Origin of the sequence: Kitasatospora sp. NPDC001547 (assembly GCF_042894165.1) — a bacterium.
Classification (GTDB): domain Bacteria; phylum Actinomycetota; class Actinomycetes; order Streptomycetales; family Streptomycetaceae; genus Kitasatospora.
The window spans coordinates 208,118-234,259 of sequence record NZ_JBIAVL010000001.1 but is presented as its reverse complement, the minus strand read 5'-3'; the positions used below and the strand labels follow the sequence as shown (position 1 = coordinate 234,259).

The 26,142-nt window shown below is 72.6% G+C and carries 17 protein-coding genes; 10 read left to right on the top strand and 7 right to left on the bottom strand.

Annotation, left to right across the window (positions count from 1 at the left end; genetic code table 11):
* The first annotated feature begins 269 nt into the window (after nt 1–269).
* Genes ACFY0X_RS01010 through ACFY0X_RS01000 form a run of 3 tightly spaced genes read left to right on the top strand, consistent with a single transcriptional unit; the run spans nt 270 to nt 2,923 of the window.
* Nucleotides 270–1,460 (top strand): acyltransferase family protein, encoded by a 1,191-nt coding sequence (locus ACFY0X_RS01010; protein WP_387747384.1) that lies wholly within the window; start codon nt 270–272, stop codon nt 1,458–1,460.
* A gap of 30 nt (nt 1,461–1,490) precedes the next feature.
* Nucleotides 1,491–2,714 (top strand): cytochrome P450, encoded by a 1,224-nt coding sequence (locus tag ACFY0X_RS01005; protein ID WP_387747382.1) that lies wholly within the window; start codon nt 1,491–1,493, stop codon nt 2,712–2,714.
* A gap of 11 nt (nt 2,715–2,725) precedes the next feature.
* A complete protein-coding gene (locus ACFY0X_RS01000) occupies nt 2,726–2,923 on the top strand; it encodes a ferredoxin (RefSeq protein WP_387747380.1) in 198 nt (65 codons plus the stop codon).
* A 69-nt stretch (nt 2,924–2,992) separates the two neighbouring features.
* Here ACFY0X_RS01000 and ACFY0X_RS00995 read toward each other — a convergent pair whose 3' ends face one another.
* From ACFY0X_RS00995 to ACFY0X_RS00970, 6 genes are all read right to left on the bottom strand, one after another.
* Entirely contained in the window at nt 2,993–4,510 is a 1,518-nt protein-coding gene (locus ACFY0X_RS00995; RefSeq protein ID WP_387747378.1) for an MFS transporter, read from the bottom strand.
* 266 nt (nt 4,511–4,776) lie between these two features.
* Nucleotides 4,777–5,565: an SDR family oxidoreductase gene (locus tag ACFY0X_RS00990; RefSeq protein WP_387747376.1), complete on the bottom strand. Its 789-nt coding sequence runs from the start codon at nt 5,563–5,565 to the stop codon at nt 4,777–4,779.
* Nucleotides 5,566–5,651: 86 nt separating this feature from the next.
* Nucleotides 5,652–6,020, bottom strand: coding sequence for a YciI family protein (locus ACFY0X_RS00985; protein WP_387747374.1), 369 nt, complete (start codon nt 6,018–6,020; stop codon nt 5,652–5,654).
* 125 nt (nt 6,021–6,145) lie between these two features.
* Nucleotides 6,146–7,516 carry an FAD-dependent oxidoreductase gene (locus tag ACFY0X_RS00980; RefSeq protein ID WP_387747372.1) on the bottom strand — a complete coding sequence of 457 codons (1,371 nt, stop codon included), beginning with the start codon at nt 7,514–7,516 and terminating at the stop codon, nt 6,146–6,148.
* A 36-nt stretch (nt 7,517–7,552) separates the two neighbouring features.
* Nucleotides 7,553–8,359: a TIGR03084 family metal-binding protein gene (locus tag ACFY0X_RS00975; protein WP_387747370.1), complete on the bottom strand. Its 807-nt coding sequence runs from the start codon at nt 8,357–8,359 to the stop codon at nt 7,553–7,555.
* A gap of 276 nt (nt 8,360–8,635) precedes the next feature.
* A complete protein-coding gene (locus tag ACFY0X_RS00970) occupies nt 8,636–10,120 on the bottom strand; it encodes an MFS transporter (protein ID WP_387747368.1) in 1,485 nt (494 codons plus the stop codon).
* A gap of 209 nt (nt 10,121–10,329) precedes the next feature.
* Between ACFY0X_RS00970 and ACFY0X_RS00965 the strand changes: the two genes are divergently transcribed.
* Together ACFY0X_RS00965 and ACFY0X_RS00960 are read left to right on the top strand one after the other, a co-directional pair.
* Nucleotides 10,330–11,004, top strand: coding sequence for a TetR/AcrR family transcriptional regulator (locus ACFY0X_RS00965; protein WP_387747366.1), 675 nt, complete (start codon nt 10,330–10,332; stop codon nt 11,002–11,004).
* Between the two features lie 445 nt (nt 11,005–11,449).
* A complete protein-coding gene (locus tag ACFY0X_RS00960; RefSeq protein ID WP_387748048.1) occupies nt 11,450–12,175 on the top strand; it encodes a helix-turn-helix transcriptional regulator in 726 nt (241 codons plus the stop codon).
* A 129-nt stretch (nt 12,176–12,304) separates the two neighbouring features.
* Here ACFY0X_RS00960 and ACFY0X_RS00955 read toward each other — a convergent pair whose 3' ends face one another.
* Entirely contained in the window at nt 12,305–13,687 is a 1,383-nt protein-coding gene (locus tag ACFY0X_RS00955; protein ID WP_387747364.1) for an MFS transporter, read from the bottom strand.
* A gap of 670 nt (nt 13,688–14,357) precedes the next feature.
* Between ACFY0X_RS00955 and ACFY0X_RS00950 the strand changes: the two genes are divergently transcribed.
* Genes ACFY0X_RS00950 through ACFY0X_RS00930 form a run of 5 tightly spaced genes read left to right on the top strand, consistent with a single transcriptional unit; the run spans nt 14,358 to nt 25,998 of the window.
* The gene (locus ACFY0X_RS00950; protein WP_387747362.1) at nt 14,358–20,393 is read left to right on the top strand and encodes an acyltransferase domain-containing protein; all 6,036 of its coding nucleotides are present in this window, start codon (nt 14,358–14,360) and stop codon (nt 20,391–20,393) included.
* Nucleotides 20,390–22,234 carry an amino acid adenylation domain-containing protein gene (locus tag ACFY0X_RS00945; RefSeq protein ID WP_387747360.1) on the top strand — a complete coding sequence of 615 codons (1,845 nt, stop codon included), beginning with the start codon at nt 20,390–20,392 and terminating at the stop codon, nt 22,232–22,234. Before ACFY0X_RS00950 ends, ACFY0X_RS00945 begins: the two co-directional genes overlap by 4 nt.
* Before the next feature lie 49 nt (nt 22,235–22,283).
* Entirely contained in the window at nt 22,284–24,065 is a 1,782-nt protein-coding gene (locus ACFY0X_RS00940) for a beta-ketoacyl synthase N-terminal-like domain-containing protein (RefSeq protein ID WP_387747358.1), read from the top strand.
* 2 nt (nt 24,066–24,067) lie between these two features.
* Nucleotides 24,068–25,306 carry a cytochrome P450 gene (locus ACFY0X_RS00935; RefSeq protein ID WP_387747356.1) on the top strand — a complete coding sequence of 413 codons (1,239 nt, stop codon included), beginning with the start codon at nt 24,068–24,070 and terminating at the stop codon, nt 25,304–25,306.
* Nucleotides 25,303–25,998, top strand: a complete 696-nt coding sequence (locus ACFY0X_RS00930) for a formyltransferase family protein (protein ID WP_387747354.1) — start codon at nt 25,303–25,305, stop codon at nt 25,996–25,998. Before ACFY0X_RS00935 ends, ACFY0X_RS00930 begins: the two co-directional genes overlap by 4 nt.
* Nucleotides 25,999–26,142: the final 144 nt, after the last annotated feature.

Sequence of the window (26,142 nt, the reverse complement as noted above, 5' to 3'; positions counted from 1 at the left end):
CCTCCCCCCCCCCCCCCCCCCCCCGCGTCCCCCGCCCCCCCCCCCCCCCCCCCCCCCGGGGGGGGGGCCGGCCCCCCCCCCCCCCCCCCCCCCCCGTCCGCGCGTCCGGACCCCGCCGACCGGAGATCCACGGGCAGCACGTTGGAAGAAAACATGTTGTCGAATCTCCTCCCCCGGTTACGACTAACACGCGAGTGGCACCACGCGCCCGACCCATGATCGGCCGGGACCGCGCCAGCGGTCCCCACCTCGGAGACAGGGGTTCACCCATGAGTTCGCCACAACCGACCCGTACGGCGAAACTGCCGTCACTGGAGGGCCTCAGAGCCATCGCGGTCGTCTTCGTCTTCGCCAGCCACGCGCTCGTCCTGGGCGCGTTCAAGGACCCGGACGCCCTCTCCGTCTTCAGCACCCTGACGGGCGACGGACGCATCGGCTTCCTCGCGGTCTCGTTCTTCTTCGTCCTCAGCGGCTTCGTGCTCACCTGGTCCGCCAAGCCGGGGCAGACCGCCACCGGCTTCTGGCGGCGCAGGCTGGTGCGCATCGGCCCCTCCCACGTCCTGATCGGCGTCATCGCCCTGAGCCAGTTCGCCGCCGCGGGCGAGACCATCCGGTGGGGGCCGGCCCTCGCCAACCTCTTCCTGGTGCAGAACTGGTGGCCCTCCCAGGACCTGATCATGTACCAGTTCAACGGCGCGACCTGGACGCTCGCGGTCGAGATGCTCTGCTACGCGATGTTCCCGCTGCTGGTCCGGTACGTCCGGCGGCTCGGCAACCGGGCGCTGTGGTCCTGGATCATCGGCCTCGGCGCGACCGCCGTGCTGCTCCCGGCCGTCAGCTACCCGCTGCTCTCCGGCTTCCCGCCGAGCGAGTTCTACCCCGCCGGGTCCTGGCCCCAGCTGTGGGCGCTGTACTTCTTCCCGCCCGTGCGGTGCATAGACTTCGTGATCGGCATGTTCCTCGCCCGGATCGTCGCCTCCGGGAGCTGGCCGCGGATCCGGATCGTACCGGCCGCCCTGCTCAACCTCGCCGTCTTCCTGCTGCTGTTCCACCTGCCCATCCCGTTCGGGATCGCGGCGCTCTACCCCGTCCCGGCCGCGCTGCTGATCGGCGCGCTCGCCACCCGGGACCTGTCCGGCCGGCCCACGGTCCTCGGCACGCCCTTCATGGTGTGGCTCGGGGAACTGTCCTTCGCCTTCTACGTCATCCACATCACCGTGATGTTCGCGGTGCACGCGGCGTTCGCCGGCGACCTGGTGGGCTACGCCCACTCGTACACCCCGACGGCGTTCAGCACGCCCGTCGCCGTCGCGTTCGTCGTCGCGCTCTACGCCCTGTGCGTCGCGCTCGCCTGGGTCCTGCACAAGTCCGTCGAGATGCCGGCGATGCGCCGCTGGAGCCGACCGGCGGCCCAGCGCGCCCCCAAGCGACCGAACCCGGAACCCCAGCCGCAGACCTGAACCACCATCACACGACGATCGGAGACAGCCATGGCCGACCCGGCCGACCTGACCGACCACTCCGACCACTCCGAGCACCCGTCCTACCCGATGCGCCGGACGTGCCCGTACACGCTCCCGGCCGGATACCGGCAGCTCCTCGACCGCCCGACGCTGGGCAAGGTCAGGCTGCCCAGCGGCAAGCTCGCCTGGGCCGCCACCCGCTACGAGGACGTCAAGGCGATGCTGGGCGACAACCGGTTCAGCTCCGACCTGCGCCGCCCGGGGTACCCGCTGATGATGGACCACCAGGTCCCCCCGCCGGAGTTCTCCACCTCGCTGGTCGGGATGGACCCGCCGGACCACACCCTGGCGCGGCGCGCGGTGGCCGCCGACTTCACCCCCCGCAGCGTCAACCGGCTGCGGCCCCGGATCCAGGAGATCACCGACGAGTACGTGGACCGGCTGCTGGCCGGCCCGCGCCCCGTCGACCTGATCGACGGCTTCGCCAACCCGGTGCCGCTGCTGGTGATCTGCGAGCTGCTCGGCGTCCCGTTCGCCGACCGCGAGTTCTTCCTGCGGATCTCCTTCACGGTGATGAACGCCAACACCCCGGAGGCCGGCGCCCAGGCGACCGGGGAGCTCATGGGCTACATGGACCAGATGGTCACCGACAAGGAGCGGAACCCGACCGACGACCTGATCGGCCGGCTCGCGGCGCGGCGGGGCGAGCCGGGCGTCCCCGACCACCGCGACCTCGTCGGCATGGCCTTCATGCTGCTGATGGCGGGCCACGAGACCATCGCGAACGTCATCGGGCTGGGCGCCATGCTGCTGCTGGACCGCCCGTTGCTGCGCAAGTCGCTGGCCACCGACCCGTCGCGCTGGCCGGCGGCGATCGACGAGCTGGTGCGGTACTTCACCATCGCGGAGATCGCCAACTCCCGGGTGGCCCTGGAGGACGTCGAGATCGGCGGGGTCCGGATAGCCGCCGGCGAGGGCGTGCTCGGCCTGACGGTGGGGGCCAACCGGGACCCGCAGCGGTTCCGGGACCCGGACGCCTTCGACCTCGACCGCGTCGACCGCAGCCTGGCCTTCGGCTTCGGCGCGCACCAGTGCATCGGCCAGCACCTGGCGCGGACCGAACTGGAGGTCGTCCTGAGCACCCTGTTCGAGCGCATCCCCGAGCTGCGGCTGGCCGAGCCGGTGGAGTCGCTGCGGTTCAAGGAGGAGCACGTCAACTACGGCCTGCACGCGCTGCCGGTCACCTGGTGAGGGAGGAAGCCATGCGGATCCGTACGGACGAAGACCGCTGCATCGGCGCGGGCCGGTGCTACCTCGCGGCACCCGACCTGTTCGACCAGAGCGACCGGGACGGGACGGTGGTGGTGCTGACCGAACGGGTCGCGGGCGCCCAGCTGGCGGGCGCGCGGACGGCGGTCGAGGAGTGCCCGACCCGCACCCTCTCCCTGATCGAGGAGTAGGGCGCAACGGCCGAGGCCGGCGCGGGACCCTCGGGTCCCGCGCCGGCCTCGTCGGGTCAGCCGGTCAGCTCACTGGCCGCTGTTGCGGGCGGCCCGCTGGAAGTAGATCCCGGCCAGCAGCGCCAGCACGACGAAGACCGCGGAGGACACCGCCGCGACGGCGTTCAGGCCGCTCACGAAGGCCGCGTGCGCCGTCTTCAGCAGCGCCGCGGAGGCGTCCGCGCCGAGCTTCGTGGCCTCGGCGGCGGCGCCGGCCACGGTCTCCCGGGCCTGCGCGGAGTCGACACCGCTCATCTCGCTGGTGTACACCGCGGAGCCGATCGTGCCGAGCACGGCCAGGCCGAGCGCGCCACCGAGGTAGTTCGCGGTCTCCGCCATCGAGGCGGCCGAACCGGCGCGCTCCGGCGGCACCGAGCCGACCACCAGGCCGATGCCCAGCGCGAACATCGGGCCGGCGCCCAGGCCGATGACGGCGGTGCCGAGCACGATCGGCCAGGGGCCGTGGTCGCCGTTCACCAGGATCAGCACCGCGGCGCCGATCGCGGAGAGGAACATGCCGCCGATGATCGCGGTCCGCGGCTGGATCGAACGGATCAGGGCCGGCGTGGACATCGTGCCCACCGCCATGCACAGGCCCATCGGGACGAACCACAGGGCCGACGCGAGCGGGGTGTAGCCGAGCACCGTCTGCAGCAGCTGGGTGACGTTCAGGGCGGTGCCCGCCAGGACCATCCCGGCCAGCGCCAGCGCGGTCAGCATGACGGTGAACGAGCTGTTCGCGAAGAGCCGCAGGTCGAGCAGCGGGTCGTCGCCCTTGAGCTGGCGGCGCACGAACACGGTGCCGAACAGCAGGCCCACGGCCAGCGACACCACGCCGGTCAGGGTGCTGCCGGTGCCCAGGCTGAGCACCTTGATCGCGTAGACCACCGGGAGGATGCCCAGCAGGGAGAGCACGACGCTGGTCAGGTCCAGGCTCCGGGACTGCTCGGGGCGGAACTCCGGGAGCAGCACGGGCCCGGCGATCAGCACCACGGCCGCGACCGGGACGGCGAGCAGGAACACCGCGCCCCACCAGAACGGCGCGAGCAGCACGCCGCCGAGCACCGGGCCGAGCGCGGCGCCGGTGAAGGTGCAGGTGGCCCAGATCGAGATGGCCTTCCCGCGCTGCTTGTCGTCGCGGAAGATGTTGGTGATCAGCGCGAGGGTGGAGGGCATCAGCGTGGCACCCGCGATGCCCTGCACGCCGCGCGCCGCGATCAGCATGATCGGGCTGGTCGCCCAGGCGCAGACCAGCGAGGCCAGCGCGAACACCGCCATGCCCGCCATCAGGAGCTTGCGGCGCCCGATCCGGTCACCGACCGTCCCCATCGTGATCACCAGGCCGGCGACCATGAAGCCGTAGGCGTCGGTGATCCACAACTGCTGGACGCTGCTGGCGCCCAGGTCGGCGGTGAGTTCGGGCAGCGCCAGGAACAGGACGTTCGCGTCCAGCGCGACCAGCAGGGTCGGCAGCGCGAGGACCGCGAGTGCCAGCCAGGGCCGTGCAGTGGTGCGAGGGAGGTCTGTCTCCGCTGTAGTGACGGACATGGCCGTGTTGTTCCTTTCGCTCATTTTCGGAAGGTCGCTCACTACGTTGTCGAAGCAGCCGACCGATTCTTGCGCCGGTTCGCGGAACTTTTTTCAGATGACTTCCGCACGGCCCCGACGGCTGTGGCGTCGTCGCTGGTCAGACGCGTGGAGCCGATGGTGGTCGACACCATCGGCTCCACGAATGGACATCTGTTCGACTGTTCTGGGACATGTCCCGGCCACGGCGGCCGGTGGTCCGCCGGCCGCCCGGGGCGGACGCGGGATCAGTGGTGGTACTCGCCGCAGTTGACGTCGAGGCAGTGGCCGGTGACGGCGCGCGCCAGGTCCGAGGCCAGGAAGATCACCACGTCGGCGGTCTCCTCCGGGGTCTGCAGCCGGCGCAGGTCCATGTCGGAGGCCACCTCCTGGTAGCCCTCCTCCAGCGTCAGGCCGCGCATCTCGGCGAGCCCGCCGATGAAGTCCTTGACCTTGTCGGTCCACATCGGCCCGGGCGCCACGGTGTTCACCCGGATCCCCTCCGGGCCCAGCTCGGTGGAGAGCATCTGGGCGGCCGCGAGCAGCCCCGACTTGGCGATCTTGTAGGCGCCGCAGGCACGCTTGGAGTGCCGCAGGACGGACGAGTTGACCATGACGATCGAGCCGCGGCTGTCCCGCAGGGCCGGGGTGAACAGCTTCGACAGCCGCAGCGCCGCGTAGACGGTCACCTCCATGCCGAGGCGGACGTCGTCCAGGTCGGTGTCCTGCAGCTCGGTGTGCGGCGGCTCCACCAGCGCGTTGTTGATCAGGGTGTCGACCCGGCCGAACTCGTCGAGCGCGGCGGCGACGAGCGCGCTCGCGGCGGCCGGATCGGTGATGTCGGTGGGTACCGCCAGTGCGCGGCGCCCGGTCTCCTCGACGGCCTTGGCCACCTCGTCCAGGTAGGAGGAGGTACGGGCCGCGAGCACCACGTCGGCTCCGGCCTCGGCGCACCGCACGGCCAGCGTCCGGCCGAGACCGGCCCCCACGCCCGACACGACGACGACCTTGTCTCGGAGCAGCTCCGGAACCTTCATGTGTTCGTCCTCTCTCGATAACAGTGCGCACGGACTACCGAGGGGCAGGACGGAGCCCGGGGGCCGCGAGGCCCCCGGGCAGCCGGTCAGGCGGCAGCGCCCTCGCTGAAGACGATCGGACGGAGCTCGATGCCGAGGCCCTCGACAGCGGCGTCCGGGATCATCGCGGCGACCTCGTGGGCGCGCGCCAGGTCCTTGACCTCGATGATGTAGGTACCACCCACGTATTCCTTGGCCTCGGCGTACGGGCCGTCCGTCACCGCCGGGACACCGCCGCGCACCCGCACCACGGAGCTCTGGTCCGGGCCGGCCAGGGCCAGGGTCCCGACGAACTCGCCGGTCGCCTTGATCTTCTCCATGAACGCGCCGTGGCCCTGGAAGACCGCGTTGCGCTCCTCCTCCGGCAGCGCGGCCAGGACGTCGGCGTTCGGGTACATCATGATCAGGTACTTCATCGTTCCGCTCCTTGCGACGTGAGGCGCCCGGTGGGGCCTTCACTTAGAAGTCGGCGCTGATCCGCCGACTTCGACATCCTCGCGAAAAACTTTTTCCCGTACCAGCGGAACGACGGAGGAGGCCCTCACGGCGCGGTGACGCCGAAGGCCGAGGGCGGCACCGGGCGGCGGGCGGCGCGCAGGACGCGCAGCAGCGTCCGAGGGTGCATCAGGGACTGTGGGGTGGCCACCAGTCCGGCGATCCGCACCAGTGCGTCGGTCACCCGGGGGTCGTGCACCGCCGCCCGCTGGGCCAGCGCGGCGTACCGGTTGACCAGGGCGGTCTGGAGGTTCCGCTTGCCCTTGACGCCCTGGTAGCCCAGGTCGGTCACCGCGGCGAAGGACCAGGGCGAGCGGATCTCGCGGGCGATGTCGCGGAAGTAGGCCTGGGGCCTGGGCAGCCGCCGCCCGGCGGCGTGCCGGCGCAGCACGAGCGCCTGCAGGGCCGCCGAGGTCATGCCCTGGGCGTAGGCGGGGTTGAAGCTGCAGATCGCGTCGCCCATCACCAGCAGTCCGGCCGGGAAGCGCTCCAGCCGGTGGTAGTCCCGGCGGACGCTGGCCGGGAAGCGGAAGCGCAGCGGTTCGTCGAGCGGTTCGGCGTCCCGGATCGCCTCGTAGATCTCGGGGACGGGCAGCGACCGGACGAAGGCGTGGAACCCCTCCGGGTCGGTGGGCGGGTGGTCGCCGAGGAGGCCGGTCACCGACAGCTCCACCCGGTTGTCGTCGCCGGGCACCCGGTAGAAGAACGCCCCGCGCGGGTGCGAGGGCGTGGCGGCCGGGATGATGGCGATGTCGCTGCCGAACGGGTCCTTCTCCAGCCGGTAGTGGCGGGTGGTGTACGCCAGGTCGATCTCGATCCGTTCCTCGGGGGGTGCCTGGTACCCGAGGTCGGCCAGCCAGAGCGGGGCCCGGGAGCCGCGGCCGGTGGTGTCGACGACGAGGTTCGCGGAGATCGTCCGCTCCTCGGCTCCGGGGGTGCGCGCCTGCACCCTGACCCCGGTGACCCGGTGCCCGGCGGCGTCGGCCACCGGGGCGATGACGTCGTGCTCCTCCAGGAACGACACCTCCGGCAGCTTCCGCACCCGCTCGCGTAGGTGGTACTCGAGCACCGGCCGGGTGGCGGGCACGGACGGCAGGCCGGTGCGGGCGGGGCTCAGCCGCAGCCCGTTGAAGTACCACTGGATGTCGTTGCTGAAGTCACCGGGCCGCACCCCCGCGGCGATCAACTCGTCGGTGAGGCCCGGGAACAGCGATTCCATGATCTGGTGGCCGCGGGCGACCAGCCCGTGGGCGTGGTTGCCGTGCGGCACGCCGCGGCGCGGCCCCTGGACCCCGAGGATCCGGTCGCGTTCGACGACGACGACCCGGGGATAGGACTCGGAGAGCACCCTGGCCGCCAGCAGGCCCGCAATGCTTCCGCCGAGAACCACGGCACATTCGTCGGTACGGGTGGCCATGAAGGTCCCCTCTCTACGGATTCCGGACGGGTGCGGTCAGTTGGCGGACGGACCGAACTGGCCCGGGGTGCGGCCCTCGCCGGCCGGGCCGCGGTAGGCCTGGGCGACGTCGAGCCAGGCGTCGGCGTCCTTGCCCTCGGCGGTCAGGGCGAGGTCGTCGCGGTGCCGGCGCCGGGTCACCAGGAGGCAGAAGTCGACGGCGGGGCCGCTGACGCGCTGCTCCGCGTCGGCGGGGCCGAACTCCCAGCGGGCGCCCGACGGCGCGGTGATCTCGAAGCGGAACTCGGTGTCGGGGGTGTCGAGTCCGCGCGCCTGGTAGCCGAAGTCCCAGGTGCGGACGGCGAATTCGACCAGGTAGCGGAGCCGGTCGGTGTGCTCGCGGGGCACCCCGAGGGCGTCGGCGATGTCCTGGCCGTGGCCGAACAGCTCCATCATGCCGGCGGCGGCCAGCACGGGCGCCGGCAGCGGGCGGACCAGCCACGGCACCAGCTGCCCCGCCGGGACGGCCGCCAGGGCCTGCTCGGCCATCCGCCGCTCGGCGTTCCAGCGCTCCAGCAGGATCTTCGGCGTGGCGGAGGCCAGGTAGGGCTTGAGGGACTGCTGCACCGCGCCGTCGAAGTCCTGGCCGACGCCCGCGGCCAGCGCCTTGAACGCCTCGGGGTCGGCCGCGGCGGTGCCCGCCAGCTTGAAGGTGGCCGCGAGGTGGGCGATCTGGTGGGCGACGGTCCAGCCGGGCGCCGGCGTGGGCCGCTCCCAGTCGGCGTCCGCCAGGTTCGCCACCAGGGCTTCGACGGCGTCGCCGTCGGCCTTCAGTGCGGCTGTGACGTCCTGCGAGTCGGCCATGCCTCTTCCTTCCGTCCAGGGGGTCCGGTTCCGTCCAGGGGGGATCCGGGTGCCGACGCCCGCTCGACGCGCGGTGCGCGGCGTCGCAGCGGGGGCCAGCCCAGTATTGGCCGGGTGCGGATCTGCGGGCTTCTCTGCTCGTGCTGTACGCCCGCTCCCCCTGCGGAGCGCGGGCGTGCGCCCGGCTCGCCGGCGGCGCGCGACGAAGCACGGCAGGCCTGCCGGCCGACGGGTTGCGTCGGTCGGCAGGCCTGCCGCGGATGAGTTGACGGCAGGTCAGTCCACCGCCGGCTCCAGGGTGGCCAGGGCCAGTCGGTGCCGCCGGCTGATGTACCAGGCGGCCGCGCCGCACAGCAGGGCGAGGGCGGAGACCGCCACCAGGACGGCGGAGGCCGAGGACACCAGGCTCGCCAGCAGCAGCGGCCCCATCAGGCCGCCCAGCCGGTTGAACAGCGAGACCCACCCGGTGGTGCGGCCGCGCCGTTCCGGCTCCGCCAGGTCGGCCGCGATCGGCAGGAAGATCGCCGCCATCGAGTTCACCGAGAACAGCGCGGCCACCAGCGCGCCCGCGGCGATCCAGCCCACCTCGGCCACCGCGCCGCTGGCGGTGAGCGCCAGCAGCAGCACGGCGGTGACGGTCGCCAGGCCGGCCGCCATGGAGGTCGGGCCGAAGCGGCGGTAGCCCAGCATCAGCAGCAGGGCGCACGGGATCATCGCGACCGCCGCGACGGTGAGCATCAGGTTCGCGGTGTGCACCGGCACGCCGCCGATCCTGGCCAGGCTCGGCACCCAGGTGGTGAGGCCGAAGGTGAGCAGCCCGATCAGGGTGGCGAAGGCGCGCTGCAGACCGCTGGTGAGGGCCCGGGAGGACCTCGGCAGGTGCCGGACGGCCGGTGCGCCCTCGGCCGCCGGGGCGGGGGCGGAGGTGCGGTTGGGGACGAAGGGCGTGAGCAGGGCCAGCACGGCGCCGGTGGGGGCGCCGATCAGCCAGAGGATGCGCCAGCCGAACACCGGTTCCAGCCAGAGCGCCGAGCCGGCGGCGACCAGGTAGCCGACCGCGGTGGCGACCACGGAGAGCGCCACCACCACCGATCCGCGGACCTTTCCGCCGACGGTCTCGGTGAGCAGGGTGATCAGCAGCGGGGCGAGGCCGCCGACCGCCACGCCCATCAGGGCGCACATCACCAGGTTGCCCTCGAAGGTGGGCATCGAGCCGCACATGCTGGTGGCGGTGAAGCCGAGGGTGGCGATCAGGTAGGAGCTGCGGCGGCCGATCCGGTCGGTGAGCACCCCGAACAGCAGCGCCCCGGCCGCCGTGCCGGTCAGCCCGCAGACCGCCAGCAGGGACGCCGTGCGGGGGTCGAGTCCGTACTCGGTGCGCAGGCCCGGTATGACGAAGCCCAGGGTGGAGGTCTTGCTGATGTCGATGGTGAGGGCGGCGGTGCCGATGACGGTGATCAGCAGCCGGCCGCCGCGGCCCTTCCCGGAGTCGGCCGGGACGGCCTTCGGGCGGCCGCGCAGGGCGGCGCCGGCCACCACGAGCAGCAGTCCGCCGAGGGCGGTGAACATCTCCGGCATCTCCGACAGCGCCATGCCGTGCAGCTTCCGGTCGTCGTCGGCCGGCATGTGGGACATCGGCATCGCCGGGTCCATGGCGAAGGAGTGGTAGAAGGCCACGGCCGAGGAGACCAGCACGATCAGGCTGCCCAGGGAGAGCAGCAGCGTGGCGCCGGTGGAGCGGCCGGGGGCGGGCGTGGACAAGAGCGACCTCCGTGGGGACTGAGGGTGGGGAGTGCGCGACGGATCGTCAAGATATCGTCTCCGGCCGCTCGTTGACCCCGGAAAGTCGCGCCGGGTGACTGGAAAGCTATGCCCGGCGTCCGGACGGCCGCTTCTCGCAATGTGCGGGGATCGGAGGGTTGTGAAGCTCGAACGTGCCTGGGATAACGGCATTTTGCTTGACTGAGGGAATGAGTCCACGTCACTCGGATCCCCGCGCCCGTCCGGCACTGGTGGACATCGCCGCCCGGCTGCTGGCGGAGGAAGGGCCGCAGGCGCTGTCCGCCCGCCGCATCGCGAGCGAGATCGGCACCTCCACGATGGCCCTGTACACCCACTTCAACGGAATGCGCGGACTGGTGCGCGCCATGGTCCACGAAGGGTTCACCCGGCTCCAGCACTACTTCACCCTGGTGGAGTTCAGCGACGATCCGGTGAGCGACCTGGCGCTGCTGGGCCGCGCCTACCGGTGCAATGCGCTGGCCAACCCCCACCTGTACGCGGTGATGTTCGGGGGTTCCTCACTGGCCGGATTCTCACTCGGTGAGGAGGACCGGCAATACGGCCGTTACACGCTGGCCGGCGTCTCCGAGTGCGCCGCCCGTTGCATCGAGGCGGGCCGGTTCCGGGCGGCGGACGCCGATCTGGTGGCGCATCAGATGTGGTCGGCGGTGCACGGCCTGGTCGTTCTGGAGCTCGGCGGCTACCTCACCGAGCCCTGGGACGCCGACCGCCTGCTGGAGGCGCAGCTGGTGGGGCTGATGGTGGCCGTCGGCGACACCCGGCAGGCCGCCGTCGGCTCGGTGGCGGCCTCGGCGGAGCGGCTGTGGAGGGAGGTGGACACCACGGCGACCGGAACGGACTGACGGCGGGAGCCTCCCCCGGCGCGGCCGCCCCACCGGCCCGCCCACCCCACCGGCCCGCCCGCCCCACCGCCTCCCCATCCGCATCGTCCACGCACCCCCCACCGGCGCATCTCCCCAATTGCTGCAGTATTTCAAACACATACCGGCCAGTATTCGATGCTTCGGCTTTGCCAAATGGAAGCACGGGAGGAGCCGTTGAACTTGTCATGTCCGCCTGCTACGGTCATCAGTCGTTATCGGGTCGACACACTGTGTCACCGCCGCTTAACGGAAGGGAGATGGGGAAACCTCGCGCGCTCCGGTAGCCAAGGGTCACCCACCCCTTCGGCCGCGTTCCAGGACGCAATACCGGGGCGGAGTTTCCGTCGTCCACCGGTACATGCGAGAATCTGGAGCAGCCTTGAAGCCAGCAATAGAAGAGGCCGTGGCCCGCGCGATCGAGGTCATGCACGAGAACATCGGCGAATTGCTCACGATAGATGACATGGCCCAGGCCGCCATCTACAGCAAATTCCATTTCTCCCGGGAATTCCAGCGGGTGACCGGGGTCTCGCCCCGACGCTTCCTGTCCGCCATTCGGATCGACGCCGCGAAACGCCTGCTCATCGAAACGGACCTCACCGTCACCGAGATCAGCCACCGGGTCGGCTACAACAGCGTCGGCACCTTCAGTTCGCGGTTCGCCAGCAGCGTCGGCACCTCGCCCACCATGTTCCGCCAGTTACGCGGCTTCACCACCAGGATCGAACTCGACAACCGGCGATGGAGCCGGCCGACGGAACTCGCCACCGTCCAGGGCGAGATCCGGGCCTCCGTCGCCGAGGAACTCGGCCGGGTCTTCGTCGGCCTCTTCCGCACCCGCATCCCGGAGGGCCGGCCGGCCGCCTGCACCGTCCTCCCCCGCCCCGGCGCCTTCCTCCTCGAACACGTACCGGCCGGGACCTGGTACCTCCTCGCGCACTCCGTCCCCGCCTCCTTCGACGAAGTCCTCACCGGCGAGGTCTCCGTCGGATCCGTCGGCCCCATCGAGATCAGGCCGAACGTACCGCTGGACCCGCTCGAACTGCGCCTGCGCCCGGTGCACGTCCTCGACCCGCCGGTCCTGCTCGCCCTGCTGGACGTCCGGGCGGCGGCCTTCTCCAGGAACTCCAAGCTCCCCAAGGCCGGTTGAGCCGGCGCCGGGCCTCCCGGCGCCCTCGGCGCCGGCCCCGGACCCGACGAAGGGGGCGGCGGCCGGCTGCTGCCGACCGCCGCCCCCTGGGGTCTGTCGTCGAAACCCGCGTCCGCGACGCCGGGGCGCTCAGGCCCGCCGTCTCACCGCGATGGCCGCCGCACCCAGCAGGCAGGCGACGGCGGCGGTGACGTAGGCGAGGTGGTAGCCGGAGAGCTGGTCGTCGGTGGTCGCCGCGACCAGGACCATCACCGCCACGCCCGCGCTGGCGCCGATCTGCTGGGTCACCACGTTCAACGCCCCTGCGACGCCCTGCTGTTGCTCCGGGACGCCGGACAGGCCCGCGGAGGTCATCGAGGGGAAGTTCAGCCCCTGGCCGATGCCGCTGACCACCAGGCCGGGCAGCACGTGCAGCACGTAGTCGCCGTCCTGCGGCGTACCCAGCCACAGCCCGGTGCCCACCCCGATCAGGACGAGGCCGACGGCCATCAGCGTCCGCGGGGAGTACCTGGCCAGCAGCCGGCCGGTGGCGAAGTTGGCGGTGAGGAACACGGCCAGGGACATCGGCACCAGCGCCATGCCGGACTCGAAGGGCGAGTAGTGCAGCATCCCCTGCAGGTACAGCGGGGCGAAGAACAGCATCCCGACCGAGCCCATGTACTGGAGGAACGCCGCCAGGCTGGCCTCCCGCACCGAGGTGATCCGGAAGAGGCCGAGCGGGAGCAGCGGGTCGGCGGTGCGGTGCTCGCGCACGACGAACAGCACCAGGCAGAGCACCGCGGCGCCGAGGACGATCCACGCCGACGCCCCGTTGCCGCTGGCGCCGACGATGAGCAGGGTGAGGCCGAGGGTGCCGGTGATCGCGCCGGGCAGGTCGAGCCGGCCGCGGTGCCCGGCGCCGTCCGGCAGTCCGATCCGCGTCGCGCCCAGCACGCCGAGGCCGAGCAGCACCGAGAACCACAGCACCGAGCGCCAGCCGAAGAACTCGGTCAGCACCCCGCCCAGCAGCACGCCGCCGCTGAAGCTCGCGGCGCCGACGGCCGCGTACACGCCGAAGGCCCGGTTGCGCGCCGGACCGGCCGGGAACGTGTCGGTGAGCAGCGCCAGCGCGGCCGGTCCGGACAGGGCGGCGCCGATGCCCTGGACGGCGCGCGCGCCCAGCAGGGTCACGGTGTTCGGGGCCACGGCCCCGACCAGCGCGGACACGGTGAACAGGGCGACACCGACCTCGAACACCCGCCGCCGCCCGAGCACGTCGGCCAGCCGGCCGCCGACCAGCAGGAAGCCGGCGAAGGTGACGGCGTAGGCGGTCATCACCCACTGGAGCGTGGTCTCGTCGAGGTGGAAGCGCTCTCCGACGGAGGGGAGGGCGGCGTTGAGGACGCCGAGGCCGCTCACGTCCAGTGCGAGCGCCCCGGCCAGCACGCCGAGGGCCAGTCCCGGCCGGCGGACCGGACCGGCCGCGGTGCCGGTGGAGTCGGTGGAGTCAGTGGTATCCGTGGTGTCGGTCATGCGGGCCTGCCGTCGAGGTCGCGGGCGGCGGGTGCGCGGCCGAGGTGGTCGGCACGTCGGGGTAAGGAGCTGTTGGCATCGGCTGACGCCGCATCGAATTTGTCAACTGCCATGCGGACAGCTTGCATTGGTCGATCGTCTGCTGTCCACTCCGCGCCGGGGCGCCCGGACGGCACTGGGCGGTGCCGTCCGAGGAGATCGAATCGGACACTTTGTCGATCAAATCTCGCCACTGCCGCAACCGGACCGCAAAGTGCGCAATCCTGGAGTCGACGCCCCGCCGCGCTCAACGGCGGTGAAACGCCAGTGCTGCGGAATCCCGGCAGCGGAATGCGCGACAGAACCTTCGGTAAGGCCGCACGCACCCGGTGAGAACTCCACAGTGAGCCGCTGAATCGCGATCGCCCACGTCACTTCGAAGCCCCCGTCCTCGGAGCCTCCCGCCCTCGGCGCGCGCCGCCGAGTCGCGTGGTCAGCGCCTCGAACCTCCCTTCCTGCCACGAGAGGAGCCGCGTTGCCCGATCGCATGAACCATCATGTCATGTACAGGTCTAGTCCTTTTCTTCGTGTCCGAATTGGCCCGACGCGGACGTACTGACCAGCCCCCCCTTGCGAACGATCGGTGTGTAGCTCCACCCGTCCATTCCACCCGCCCTGTCGAGGAGTCACCATGCCCCAGGAGCGCGCGGCGCGAGACATATCCGCCGTCACGGATTTCCTGCTATCACGTTTCGCCGAGCTGTTGGACATCTCCGCGCACTCCGTGGACCGGTGGGCGCCGATGCACCGGTACGGGTTGGACTCGTTGAGGTCGGTGAACCTCGCGGCCGCGCTGTCCGAGTTCCTCGGCTGGCAGGTCCCGGCGACCTGGATGTGGCAGTACCCGACCCTCGACGGGCTGGCCCGCGCCCTCGTCGACGGTCCGCGGGCCGCGGAGCCCGCCCCGAGCACCGAGCGCCGCCAGCCCTCGCACGAGCCCGTCGCGATCGTGGGCATCGGCTGCCGCTTCCCCGGCGGGCCCGACCCGTCCGCGTTCTGGCGGCTGCTGGTCGAGGGCGGCGACGCCGTCGGACCGGTGCCGGCCGCGCGCCGCGAGCTGCTCAACGACCGGGTCCGCTGGGGCGGGTTCATCGACGGCATCGACCGGTTCGACCCGCTGTTCTTCGGCATCTCGCCCCGCGAGGCCGTCCAGATGGACCCCCAGCAGCGGCTGATCCTGGAGCTGTCCTGGGAGGCCCTGGAGGACGCGGGCATCGCGCCGCACACCCTCGTCGGCAGCGACACCGGCGTGTTCATGGCCTCCTGCTGGGGCGACTACGCCGCCCTGGCCCACTACCGCGGCCCCGACAGCCAGATCACCCCGCACACCGCGACCGGCATGCACGACGGCATCATCGCCAACCGCGTCTCGTACGTCCTGGGCCTGCAGGGCCCCAGCATGGCCATCGACTCCGCCTGCGCCGGATCGCTCATCTCGGTGCACACCGGCTGCCAGTCGATCTGGCTCGGCGAGAGCGACCTGGTGCTCGCCGGCGGCGTGAACCTGAGCTTCGTCTCCGACTACTACACCGCCATGGACGCGATGGGCGCGCTCGCCCCGGACGGCCGCTGCAAGTCCTTCGACGCCCGGGCCAACGGCTACGTCCGCGGCGAGGGCGCCGGCGTCGTCGTGCTCGCCCCGCTCAGCGTGGCGCTGGAGCGCGACCTGCCGGTGTACTGCCTGATCAAGGGCAGCTCCTCCAACAACGACGGCCTGAGCAACGGCATGACGGCGCCGAACCCCCAGGCGCAGGAGAAGATGCTCCGCACCGCCTGGCAGCGGGCCGGCGTCGCACCGCACCTGGTGGACTACATCGAGTGCCACGGCTCCGCGACCCCGCTCGGCGACCCGATCGAGGCCAACGCCATCGGCGCCGTCCTCGGCGGCGACCGCGCCGAACCGCTGCGGCTGGGCTCCGTGAAGTCCAACGTCGGCCACCTGGAGGCGGCCGCCGGCATCGTCGGCCTGGTCAAGCTCGCGATGTCGATGCGCAACGGCGTGCTGCCGCCGAGCCTGCACTTCAGCGCGCCGAACCCGCAGATCCTGTTCGACGAGTACAACCTCACCGTCCAGGACCGGCTGGAGCCGTGGCCGCGGCGCTCCGACGCCCGCCGCGGCGGCGTCAGCTCCTTCGGGTTCGGCGGCTCGATCTGTCACGTCGCCGTCGAGGAGCTGCCGCGCCCCGAGTCCTCGCTCCTCCTGCTGGCCGCGGACTCCCGCGAGGAACTGGCCGAGCGGGCCCGGGCGCTGCGCGACGGCACCGACCTGCGCGCGCTCTGCCGCCGCACGCCCGGCGACGGCCCGTTCCGGCTCGCCGCCACCGCCCGCGACATGGCCGAACTCAGGAGCAGCCTCGACGCCTTCGGCAACGGCGGGAAGGCCCCCGGGCTGAGCGTCGGGGAGCCGGCCGGGCGCAGGCCGCGGGTGGCCTTCCTGTTCTCCGGCAACGGCTCGCAGTGGGTCGGCATGGGCCGCCAACTGCTGGCCGGCCACCCGGTGTTCCGCCGGTCCATGATGAGGTCCGACAAGCGGATGCGGGAGCTGCTGGGCTTCTCGCTCGTCGAGCAGCTGCTCTCCCCCGACGGCCGGCTCGACGACATGGACGTCTTCCAGCCGCTGCTGTTCTCCCTCCAGGTCGCGCTGGCCGAGACCTGGCGCTCGCTGGGCGTGGAGCCGGACGTCGTGGTGGGCCAGAGCGTCGGCGAGTTCGCCGCCTCCCACGTCGCCGGAGCGCTCGACTTCGACGACGCCTCCCGCCTGGCCGCCCACCACGGCCGGCTCCTCCAGCTGCTGGCCGTGGGCCGCGGCGAGGGCATCGTGGTGATGACCCCCGCGGACGAGGTCCGGCCGCACCTGACCGGCGGGCTCACCCTCTCCGGCCACAACGGCCTGAACTCCACGCTCGTCACCGGCACTCCGCAGGAGATCGACGACCTCGTCCGGCGGCTGACCGACGCGGGCGTCACCAACCACCGGGTACGGATGGGCCACGCCCCGCACTCGCCGCTGGTCGACCACGTCCTCGCCCCGCTGAAGGCCGAGCTGGCGGGCATCCGGCCCCGGACCGCCCGCATCCCGATGATCTCGACGGTCACCGGCGAACCCGTCGACGGCGCGGAGCTCGGCCCGGACTACTGGGCGGACAACCTGCGCCGGGAGATCCGGGTGGTCGACGCCCTGACCAGGCTGCGCGACCACGACGTCGACGCGGTGGTCGAGATCAGCCCGCACCCCCTGCTGCTCAAGTCGGTGTCGGAGATCCTGCCGGCGACCACCCTGCCGTCGCTGCGGCGCGGCGCCGACGAGGCCGCGACCCTGCTCGGCTCGCTCGGCGCCCTGTACGCCGCCGGACTCCCCGTCGCGGCCCACCCGTTCCTGGCCGGCGACCGGGGCCGGCACCTCGCGCCGAGCCCGGGCGACGCCCCGGCCGACGAGCGGCCGTACCTGGTGCCCGTCACCGCCCGCACCGCGGGCGCGCTGGCCGACACCTGCCGTGAACTGTCCAACCACGTGGAACGCGACCCGGCCCTGCGGGTCTCCGACCTCGCCTACACCCTCGCCGCCCGGCGCACCCACCACAGCCACCGGATCGCGCTGTTCGCCCGCAACCGGCAGGACGTCCTGGACGGACTCGCCCGGGTCGCCGCCGGCCAGGCGCACCCCGACGTCGTCACGGGCACGGTCTCCGGCAACGCCGACCGGCGGGTGGCGCTGGTGTTCTCCGGCGGCGGCACCCAGTGGGTCGGCATGGGCCGCGAACTGCTGCGCGCGCACGCCGGGTTCCGTACCTGGATGGAGGCCTGCGACGCCGCCGTGCGCGCGGCCGGCGGCTGCTCGGTGCTCGACCACCTCGCCGCCCCGGCCGAGGAGGCCAGGTACGAGGAGATGGACTTCCAGCAGCCCGTGCTGTTCGCCCTCCAGGTGTCGCTGGCGAAGGTCTGGCTGGACCTCGGCATCGAGCCGGCCGCCGTCGTCGGCCACAGCCTGGGCGAGGTCGCGGCCGCCTGCGTGTCCGGCGCGCTGTCCCTGGAGGACGCCGCCCGCGTGGTGGTCGCCCGCTCGCACCTGCTGGAGCGCAAGGCCGCCGAGGGCGCCATGATCTCGGTCGACCTGCCGGAGGCGGAGCTGCTGCCGCGGCTCGCCCCCTACGCCGAGCACGCCGCCGTCGCCGTGGTCAACAGCCCCACCAGCGCCGCGGTCTCCGGATCGCCCGGGGCCGTCGACGCGCTGGAGGCGGACCTCCGGCGGGACGGGATCTCGGTCCGGCGGATCCGGGTCGAGCGCCCGGTGCACAGCCCCGGCATGGACCCGCTGGTCCAGCCGCTGCGCGAGAGCATCGACGGCATCACCCCGCTGACCCCCGGCATCCCCTTCCACTCCACGGCGCTGGCCGACACGGTGGACCCGGTCGCCGACGTCGACTACTGGGTGCACAACCTGCGCAACCAGGTCCGGTTCGCCGAGACCATCGGCGCGCTGGTCGACCGGGGCGTCTCCACCTTCGTCGAGATCGGCCCGCACGAGACGCTGCGCGGCGCCGTCGAGGAGATCGGGCTGTCCCGCGGCGTCCAGGTGCACGCGGTCAACTCCCTGCGGCGCGAGGAGAGCGACGTCCGCTGCCTGCTGGGCGCCGCCGCCTCGCTGTACGTCCGGGGCCTGCCGCTGACCTTCGACTCCCTCTTCCCCGACGACGTCGAGGTCGTGGAGACCCCGCTGGTCCAGTGGCAGAAGGAGCGCTACTGGATCGACACCGAGCCCCGCCGCGAGGCCGCCCCGGCCCCGGCCGCCGCCGCCACGGTGGCGGCGCCCGCCGCGGCGGCCCCGGCGGTCGAGGCGCGGCCGGCCGCCCCGCAGCCGGCGGCGGAGCGGCCGGTCGCGGAGGTCGTCCTCGCCGAACTCGCCGACGCGCTGGGCGTGCCGGTGGGCCGGTTCGACGCGAACGCCGGCCTGCGCGACTTCGGCCTCGACTCGATGCTGGCGATCCGCCTGGTCAACAAGATGCAGGCGGTGCTCGGCCACCGGGTCTCGCCGGTGGTCTTCCTGGACGGGCGCTCCATCGCCGAGGTGGTCGACCACTTCGTCGAGATCACCGGTGGCCCGGCCGCGCCGGCAGCCGCCCGGCCCGCGCCCGCCGCGCCCCCGGCCGCCCCGGCGCCGGTACCGGCCGCCGCGGCCGGACCGACGCCCTCGTTCCTGGCGGACCTGTCCGAACTGGACGCCGAGGAGCTGGTGGAGGAACTCGACGCCCGCGGCCTGCTGGAGGCCACCGACGCACCGGCGCTGGAGCAGCTGCGCGCCGAGGGCCTCGGCCTCCAGGTGGCACCCGCCTCGCACGGCCAGGCCTCGCTCTGGTTCATGCAGATGGTCGCGCCGGACGCCGTGCCCTACAACTTCATGGTGACCGCCCGGATCCGGGCCGAGGTCGACGAGGAGGCCCTGGAGCACGCCGTCCGGGCCGTGCTGGACCGCCATCCCGCGCTGCGCACCGTCTTCGTGGAGGCGGGCGGCAGCCCCTACCAGGTCATCCTGGACGAGCCGGTGTACGAGTTCCTGGTGGTGGACACCTCCGACCTGGACGACGAACAGGCCCGCGAGGAACTGGCCCAGTACGGGCACGAGCCGCTCGACATGGACAACGGGCCGCTGGTGCGGATCGTCCTGATGCGGCGCGGGCCGGCCGACCACTACCTGATGGTGCTCGTCCACCACATCGCCTCGGACGCGGCGTCGGCCGACGTCATGATCCGCGAGATCCAGGAGTACTACGAGGGCGCCGACCCCGCCGACAGCGCGCCGGTCGCCCCGTACACCGAGTTCGTCGAGTGGGAGCGGCAGTGGCTGGCCGGGCCGGCCGCCGAGGCGGCGCTGGACTGGTGGTCGCGGAAGCTGGCCGACCCGCCCGCCCACCTCGACCTCTCCAGCAAGGAGCGGCCGCCGGGCGTCACCTACGAGGGCCGCGACATCGCGTTCCGCTGGAGCGCCGAGGAGACCCGCCTGCTGCGGGAGTTCGCGGTGCGCGAGGGCGTGTCGGTCAGCACCGTCGTGCTGGCCGGGTTCTTCGCCACCCTCAACCGGGCGACCGGGACCGAGGACTCGGTGCTGGCCACCGCCATCGCCCAGCGGGCCGAACCCGGCTGGGAGTCCGCCATCGGCTACTACCTCAACACCGTGCTGGTGCGGGCGAACCCGGCCGGCGACCGCAGCTTCCGCGAGCTGCTGCGCGAGGTCCACGCGTTCTCGCTCGGCCTGCTGGAACACATGAACTACCCCCTCGACCTGCTGGCCTCCCAGCTGAAGCCGCCGCGCGCCGAGGGCCGCTCCCCCTGGTTCGACGTGGTGGTGAACTGGCTGTCCTCGGACGCCTTCCCCCGCTCCGTGAAGCTCTTCCACGGCGTCGGCGAGACGCTCACCCCGGACGGCGCGCTGCCGCTCGAACCGCTCCAGGTGCGCAGGCACCTCGCCAAGTTCGACCTCGAGATCTCGATGGCCGACATCGACGGCAGGGTGGCCGGCCACGTCCAGTTCAAACCGAGCTACCTGGAAAGGCAGACCGTGACAGCACTGCTCGCGCTGTACCGCACCGTGCTCTTCGACTCGATCGCCCGACCCGACCAGGCCCTCGGCGACATCGCGTCGACCGGCCTCCCCGAGGAGACCCACCGATGACCGACACCCTGCACTCCGAGTTCGTCGCCCAGGCGGTCAAGAACCCCGACGCGACCGCGGTCTACTCCGACGCGGGCGTCCTGACCTACGGCGAACTGAACGAGCGGTCCCGGGTGCTGGCCGAGCGGCTGGTCGCCGACGGCGCGGGCCCCGGCGTCCCGGTCGGCATCTGCGTCGAACGCACCCCCGACCTGCTGGTGGCGGTCCTGGCCGCGCTGCGCGCCGGATCCTGCTACCTCCCGCTGGACCCGAACTACCCCGCCGACCGGCTGACCTTCATGGTCCAGGACAGCGGCACCCGACTACTGCTCACCACGCCCGCGTCCCGGGCCAGTTGCCCGCCCGGGCCGACGGTGGTCGTGCTCGGGGACACCGTGACGACCGAGCCGGGCGCCAAGCCCGTCGCGGTCGTGCCCGAGGACACCGCGTACGTCATCTACACCTCGGGCTCCACCGGCCGGCCCAAGGGCGTGGCCGTCCGGCACGCCGGCGCGGTGGCGATGCTCGCCGAGATGGACCGGGTCCTGGAGGGCTGCGACCTGAGCGGCGTCTCGGCGGCGAGCTCGGTCTGCTTCGACATGTCCGTGATGGAGCTCTTCAACGCGCTGTGCCGCGGCGGCGCCGTGGTGCTCGTCGAGAGCGCCGTGCACCTGCCGGAGAGCCGGTACGTGGACCGGATCACCCACCTGACCGTCGTCCCGTCGGTCATGAACGGGCTGCTCGACGCCGGCGCCCTGCCCCCGAACGTGCGCTCGGTGGTGTTCGGCGGCGAGGCCCTGCGCCGCAAGCTGGTGGACCGGACCTACCGGGAGACCGGCGCCACCCGGGTGTTCAACGCCTACGGCCCCACCGAGGGGACGGTCTTCTGCACCTTCGGGCTGGTCCCCGAGGACGGGACCGACGAACCGACCATCGGCCCGCCGACCACCACCGACCTGGTCTACGTGCTCGACGAGAACCTGGAGCCGCTGCCGGTCGGCGAGTCCGGCGAGCTCTACCTCGGCGGCGTCGGCGTCGCGCACGGCTACGTCAACCGGCCGCGCACCACCGCCGAGCGGTTCGTGCCGGACCCGTTCCGCCCCGGCGGGCGGATGTACCGCACCGGGGACGTCGTGGCGTTCACCGAGGACGGCGAACTCCGGTTCCTCGGCCGCTCCGACCACCAGGTCAAGCTGCGCGGCTACCGGATCGAGCTGGAGGAGGTCGAGGCCCGGCTGACCGCCTGCCCCGAGGTCCGGGAGGCGGCCGCCGTCGTCCGGGGCAACCGGCTGATCGGCTATGTCGTGCCGGCGGGCGACGGCGCGCCGCAGGACGGCCCCCGGGTGGACGCCGCGCTCCAGAGCGCCGTCACCGGCCGGCTCGCCGTCGAACTGCCCGACTACATGGTGCCCGCGACGCTGGTCTCGCTGCCCGCCCTCCCGCTGGGCCCGGGCGGGAAGCTCGACCGCGCCGCGCTGCCCGAGCCGCCGGCCGCCGGCACCGACCGGCCGCTGACCGCCGCCGCCACCCCGACCGAGGTGGCCCTGTCGGAGATCTGGGGCCAGCTGCTCGACCTCGACCCGTCGGGCATCGACGTGCAGTCCGCGTTCTACGACCTCGGCGGCGACTCGCTGCTGCTGGTCCGCCTCGCCCGGCTGATGACCCGGCGCTTCGACCGCCGCGTCCGGGTGCCCGACCTCTTCAGCTTCCGCGACATCGCCTCGCTCGCCCGCTGGCTCGACGAGGAGGCCGGCGCCACCCCCGAGGTGGTCCAGTCGGCCCGCGAGCGGGCCGGCGCCCGCCGGGCCGCGCTGCGCGGCCGCGGTGGCGCCGCCGGCCGCGGCGGCCCGACCGGCCGCTGAGCCCCGTCACCACCACCCGAACCGAAGCAACCGAAGCAGGAGCCTTCCCATGACCGACAGCCCCGAGCAGGAGTACGACCCGGGTGACGTGGCCATCATCGGCATGTCCCTGCGGGCACCGGGAGCCCGTACCAAGGAGCAGTTCTGGGACGTCCTGGTCAACGGCCGGGAGACCGTCTCCTTCCTGGCCAAGGACGACATCCACGTCGACGAGACCCTGATCCACAGCCCGTTCTACGTACGGGCCTGCGGCGTCCTCGACACGTACGACAAGTTCGACCCGTCGGTGTTCGGGATCAGCGACCGGATGGCGGCCGCGATGACCCCGGAGAACCGGCTGTACCTGGAGAGCGCCTGGGAGTCGCTGGAGGACGGCGGCTACGACCCGGACCGGCTCAAGGCCGAGATCGGCATGTACGGCGCCAACAACCCGCAGACCGCCGCGCTCTACAGCTCGCCGCCGGACCGCGTCTCGGTCGGCCCGGAGGCGATCGAGGCCAGCCTGGCGTGGTCGCCGGACACCATGACCTCCAACGCGCTGTACTACATGGGGCTCACCGGCGAGGCCGTCACCGTCGCCGCCGTCTGCGCGGGCTTCCACTACGCGGTGCACCTGGCCTGCCAGTCGCTGCTGCTCGGTCAGAGCGACATGGCGATCGCCGGCGGCTCGATGGTGCGCATGCCGCACCCCCGCGGCCACCTGTGGGAGGAGAACCGCATCCTGTCGAAGGACGGCCACTGCCGCCCCTTCGATGCCAACGGCACCGGCACCGCGCTGTCCAGCGGCGTCGTCACCGTGCTGCTGAAGCCGCTGGGCCGGGCCGTCGCCGACCGCGACCACGTCTACGCGGTGGTCCGGGGCTCGGCCGTCAACAACAACGGCGTCAGCGCGATGGCGTACGGCCTGGCCCAGCCCGAGCGGCTGAGCGCCTGCATCGCCGCCGCCATGGAGGTGGGCGGCGTCACCCCGGACACGGTGTCCATGTACGAGGCCAACGGGCTCGGCCTGCCGATGACCGACGAGCTCGAAGTGCACGCGGCGACCATGGCGTTCGGCAAGCAGACCGCGACCACCTCGATCGGCGGGGTCAAGGGCAACGTCGGCCACGGCGGCGTGGTGTCCGGCGGCTTCGGCGCGATCAAGGCCGCGCTGGCGCTGTACCACAAGACCCTCCCGGCGACGATCAACCTGACCGAGGTCAACCAGGACCTCGACTTCCCCAGCACCCCGTTCGTGCCGCAGATCGAGGGCGCGGCCTGGGAGCCGGAGGCCGGCATCCGCCGCGCGGGCATCACCTCGATCGGCGGCGGCGGCTACAACGCCCACCTGCTGCTGGAGGAGGCGCCGGCGCCCGCCGAGCGCGCCCCCGAGGACACCGGCCGGCCGCGGCTGGCCACCCTGTCCGCGATGGACGACGAGGCGCTGGCCCGTCAGCGCACCCGGCTCAGGGAGTGGCTGGAGGCCGACCCCGGCCTGCGCCTGGACGACGTCTGCTTCACCCTCAACCTCGGCCGCAAGGTGATGGGCCGCCGGTGGGCGGCCGTGGTGCGCAGCCGCGAGGAGCTGGTCGCGGCGCTGTCCGACGACGCCCGCGGCCCGGTCACGTCGACCGCCGCCGCCCCGCGGACGGACGCCGGCGCCTTCGGGCGCACCGACGGCGGGATCGTGCCGGCCGGCCAGGACGCGCCCGCGCTGGCCGACCTGGCCGCCGCCTGGGTGACCGGCCAGCAGGTGGACTTCGACGCCCTGCACCGGGACGGGTCGGGCCGGCGCGTGCCGCTGCCCACCTACCCCTTCCAGCCCCGCCGCTTCTGGCGTACGGACTGGTGAGCATGAGCGCACCGGCACTGGACACGGTGGACCTGGGCGACCCGGCCACCTTCGCGGACCACGACCTGGACGGGTTCTGGCGCAGCCTGCGGGACACCGCGCCGCTGCACTGGAACCCGCCGGTCGGCGGCCGCCGGGGGTTCTGGGTGCTCTCCCGCTACGACGACATCATGGCCACCTACCGGGACAACGTGAACTTCACGTCCCAGCGCGGCAACGTGCTCGTCACCCTCCTGGAGGGCGGCGACGCCGGGGCCGGCCGGATGCTGGCCGTCACCGACGGGCCCCGGCACCTGGAGCTGCGCAAGATCCTCCAGCGGGTGCTGTCGCCGAGGGTGCTCGACGAGGTCGCGCGGACCGTCCGGGACAACACCCGGCTGTGGATCCGCGAGGCGGTCGAGTCCGGCGGCTGCGACTTCGCGGAGCAGATCGCCAGCCGGATCCCGATGACGACCATCTCGAACCTGCTCGGGGTGCCCGAGCGGGACCGGGACTACCTGCTCTCGCTGACCAAGACCGCGCTCTCGGCCGACGACGAGGACGTCGACGAGGTCGACTCCGAGATGGCCCGCAACGAGATCCTGATGTACTTCATGGACGTCGTCGAGGAGCGGCGCGAGTCGCCGGGCGACGACGTGATCAGCATGCTGATCGGCAGCGCCATCGACGGTGTCCCGCTGTCCGACGAGGACGTGGTGCTCAACTGCTACAGCCTGATCATCGGCGGCGACGAGACCAGCCGGCTGACGATGATCGACTGCGTCCGCACGCTGGCGTCCCAGCCCGAACAGTGGCGCCGGCTCAAGCACGGCGAGGTCGCGGTCGAGACCGCGGTGGACGAGGTGCTGCGCTGGGCCTCGCCCACCATGCACTTCGGGCGCAGCGTCGAACGGGAGACCGAGCTGCACGGCGTACGGCTGCGGCCGGGCGAGATCGTCACGCTCTGGCACGCCTCCGGCAACCGGGACGAGCGGGTCTTCGCGCGGCCCGAGGTGTTCGACCTCGGCCGTACCCCCAACAAGCACCTGGCCTTCGGCTACGGCCCGCACTTCTGCGTGGGCTCGTACCTGGCCAAGGTCGAGATCGCCGAACTGCTGAAGGCCCTGCGGGACTTCACCCTCGGGTTCGAGCAGACCGACGAGGCGCAGCGGATCCGGTCCAACTTCCTGACCGGGTTCTCCACCATGCCGGTGCGCTTCGAGCCCGACCACTCCGGACTGCGACCGCGGGAGTGCGGATGAACATCTACATGTCAGGACAGGGGGCGTTCGCGGTCCAGGTCGCGGAAGCCCTGCTGGACAACGGGCACAAGATCGTCGGCGCGGCCGCACCCCGGCTGCGCAAGGGCAAGTCCGACGAGGGCGACGCGATGGCCTGGGACCGCCTGCGGGCCTGGGCGTTCCCCCGGGACATCCCCTGGACGGACTCGGCCGAGCTGCGCGCGATGCACGTCCCGGACGGGGTGGACGTCATCGTCGCCGCGCACTCGCACGCCTTCCTCGGCCGGCAGACGCGCGCCCGGGCCTCCGTCGCCACCATCGGGTACCACCCCAGCCTGCTGCCGCTGCACCGCGGCCGGGACGCGATCCGGTGGACCATCCGCGACGGCGACAAGGTGACGGGCGGGAGCGTCTACCACCTCACCGAGCGCACCGACGGCGGCCCGCTGGCCGCCCAGGAGCACCTGCTCGTGCCGCCGGGTTCGACCGCGCAGAGCCTGTGGCGCGACCACCTGGCCCCGCTCGGCGTGCGCCTGCTGGTGAAGGTGGTCGCCGACCTCGCCGCGGACCGGCGGATCGAGGTGCCCCAGGACGAGAAGCTGGCGACCTGGGAGCCGGCGATGGACACCCAGCCGCTGTTCAAGCCGGAGCTCATCGCCCTGCCCGGCACCACCCGGGTGGAGAGCAGCGCCTCGGCGCTGCACGACCGGTAGGACCCGCCCGCCCCTCGCGGCCGTGGGGCCCCCCCCGCCCCCCGCGCCGCGGGCCCCCCCCGGCTGGGGTGCCTCCCCCGGCGGCAGCCGCGATGTAACGCGCCGGCGGGGGCGGGGGCCCCCCCAGAACCCCACTGACCCGCC

Coding starts and splice junctions, on each gene's coding strand:
- ACFY0X_RS01010 (WP_387747384.1), top strand. CDS start 270: ATGAGTTCGCCACAACCGACCCGTACGGCGAAACTGCCGTCACTGGAG.
- ACFY0X_RS01005 (WP_387747382.1), top strand. CDS start 1,491: ATGGCCGACCCGGCCGACCTGACCGACCACTCCGACCACTCCGAGCAC.
- ACFY0X_RS01000 (WP_387747380.1), top strand. CDS start 2,726: ATGCGGATCCGTACGGACGAAGACCGCTGCATCGGCGCGGGCCGGTGC.
- ACFY0X_RS00995 (WP_387747378.1), bottom strand. CDS start 4,510: ATGTCCGTCACTACAGCGGAGACAGACCTCCCTCGCACCACTGCACGG.
- ACFY0X_RS00990 (WP_387747376.1), bottom strand. CDS start 5,565: ATGAAGGTTCCGGAGCTGCTCCGAGACAAGGTCGTCGTCGTGTCGGGC.
- ACFY0X_RS00985 (WP_387747374.1), bottom strand. CDS start 6,020: ATGAAGTACCTGATCATGATGTACCCGAACGCCGACGTCCTGGCCGCG.
- ACFY0X_RS00980 (WP_387747372.1), bottom strand. CDS start 7,516: ATGGCCACCCGTACCGACGAATGTGCCGTGGTTCTCGGCGGAAGCATT.
- ACFY0X_RS00975 (WP_387747370.1), bottom strand. CDS start 8,359: ATGGCCGACTCGCAGGACGTCACAGCCGCACTGAAGGCCGACGGCGAC.
- ACFY0X_RS00965 (WP_387747366.1), top strand. CDS start 10,330: ATGAGTCCACGTCACTCGGATCCCCGCGCCCGTCCGGCACTGGTGGAC.
- ACFY0X_RS00960 (WP_387748048.1), top strand. CDS start 11,450: ATGCACGAGAACATCGGCGAATTGCTCACGATAGATGACATGGCCCAG.
- ACFY0X_RS00955 (WP_387747364.1), bottom strand. CDS start 13,687: ATGACCGACACCACGGATACCACTGACTCCACCGACTCCACCGGCACC.
- ACFY0X_RS00950 (WP_387747362.1), top strand. CDS start 14,358: ATGCCCCAGGAGCGCGCGGCGCGAGACATATCCGCCGTCACGGATTTC.
- ACFY0X_RS00945 (WP_387747360.1), top strand. CDS start 20,390: ATGACCGACACCCTGCACTCCGAGTTCGTCGCCCAGGCGGTCAAGAAC.
- ACFY0X_RS00940 (WP_387747358.1), top strand. CDS start 22,284: ATGACCGACAGCCCCGAGCAGGAGTACGACCCGGGTGACGTGGCCATC.
- ACFY0X_RS00935 (WP_387747356.1), top strand. CDS start 24,068: ATGAGCGCACCGGCACTGGACACGGTGGACCTGGGCGACCCGGCCACC.
- ACFY0X_RS00930 (WP_387747354.1), top strand. CDS start 25,303: ATGAACATCTACATGTCAGGACAGGGGGCGTTCGCGGTCCAGGTCGCG.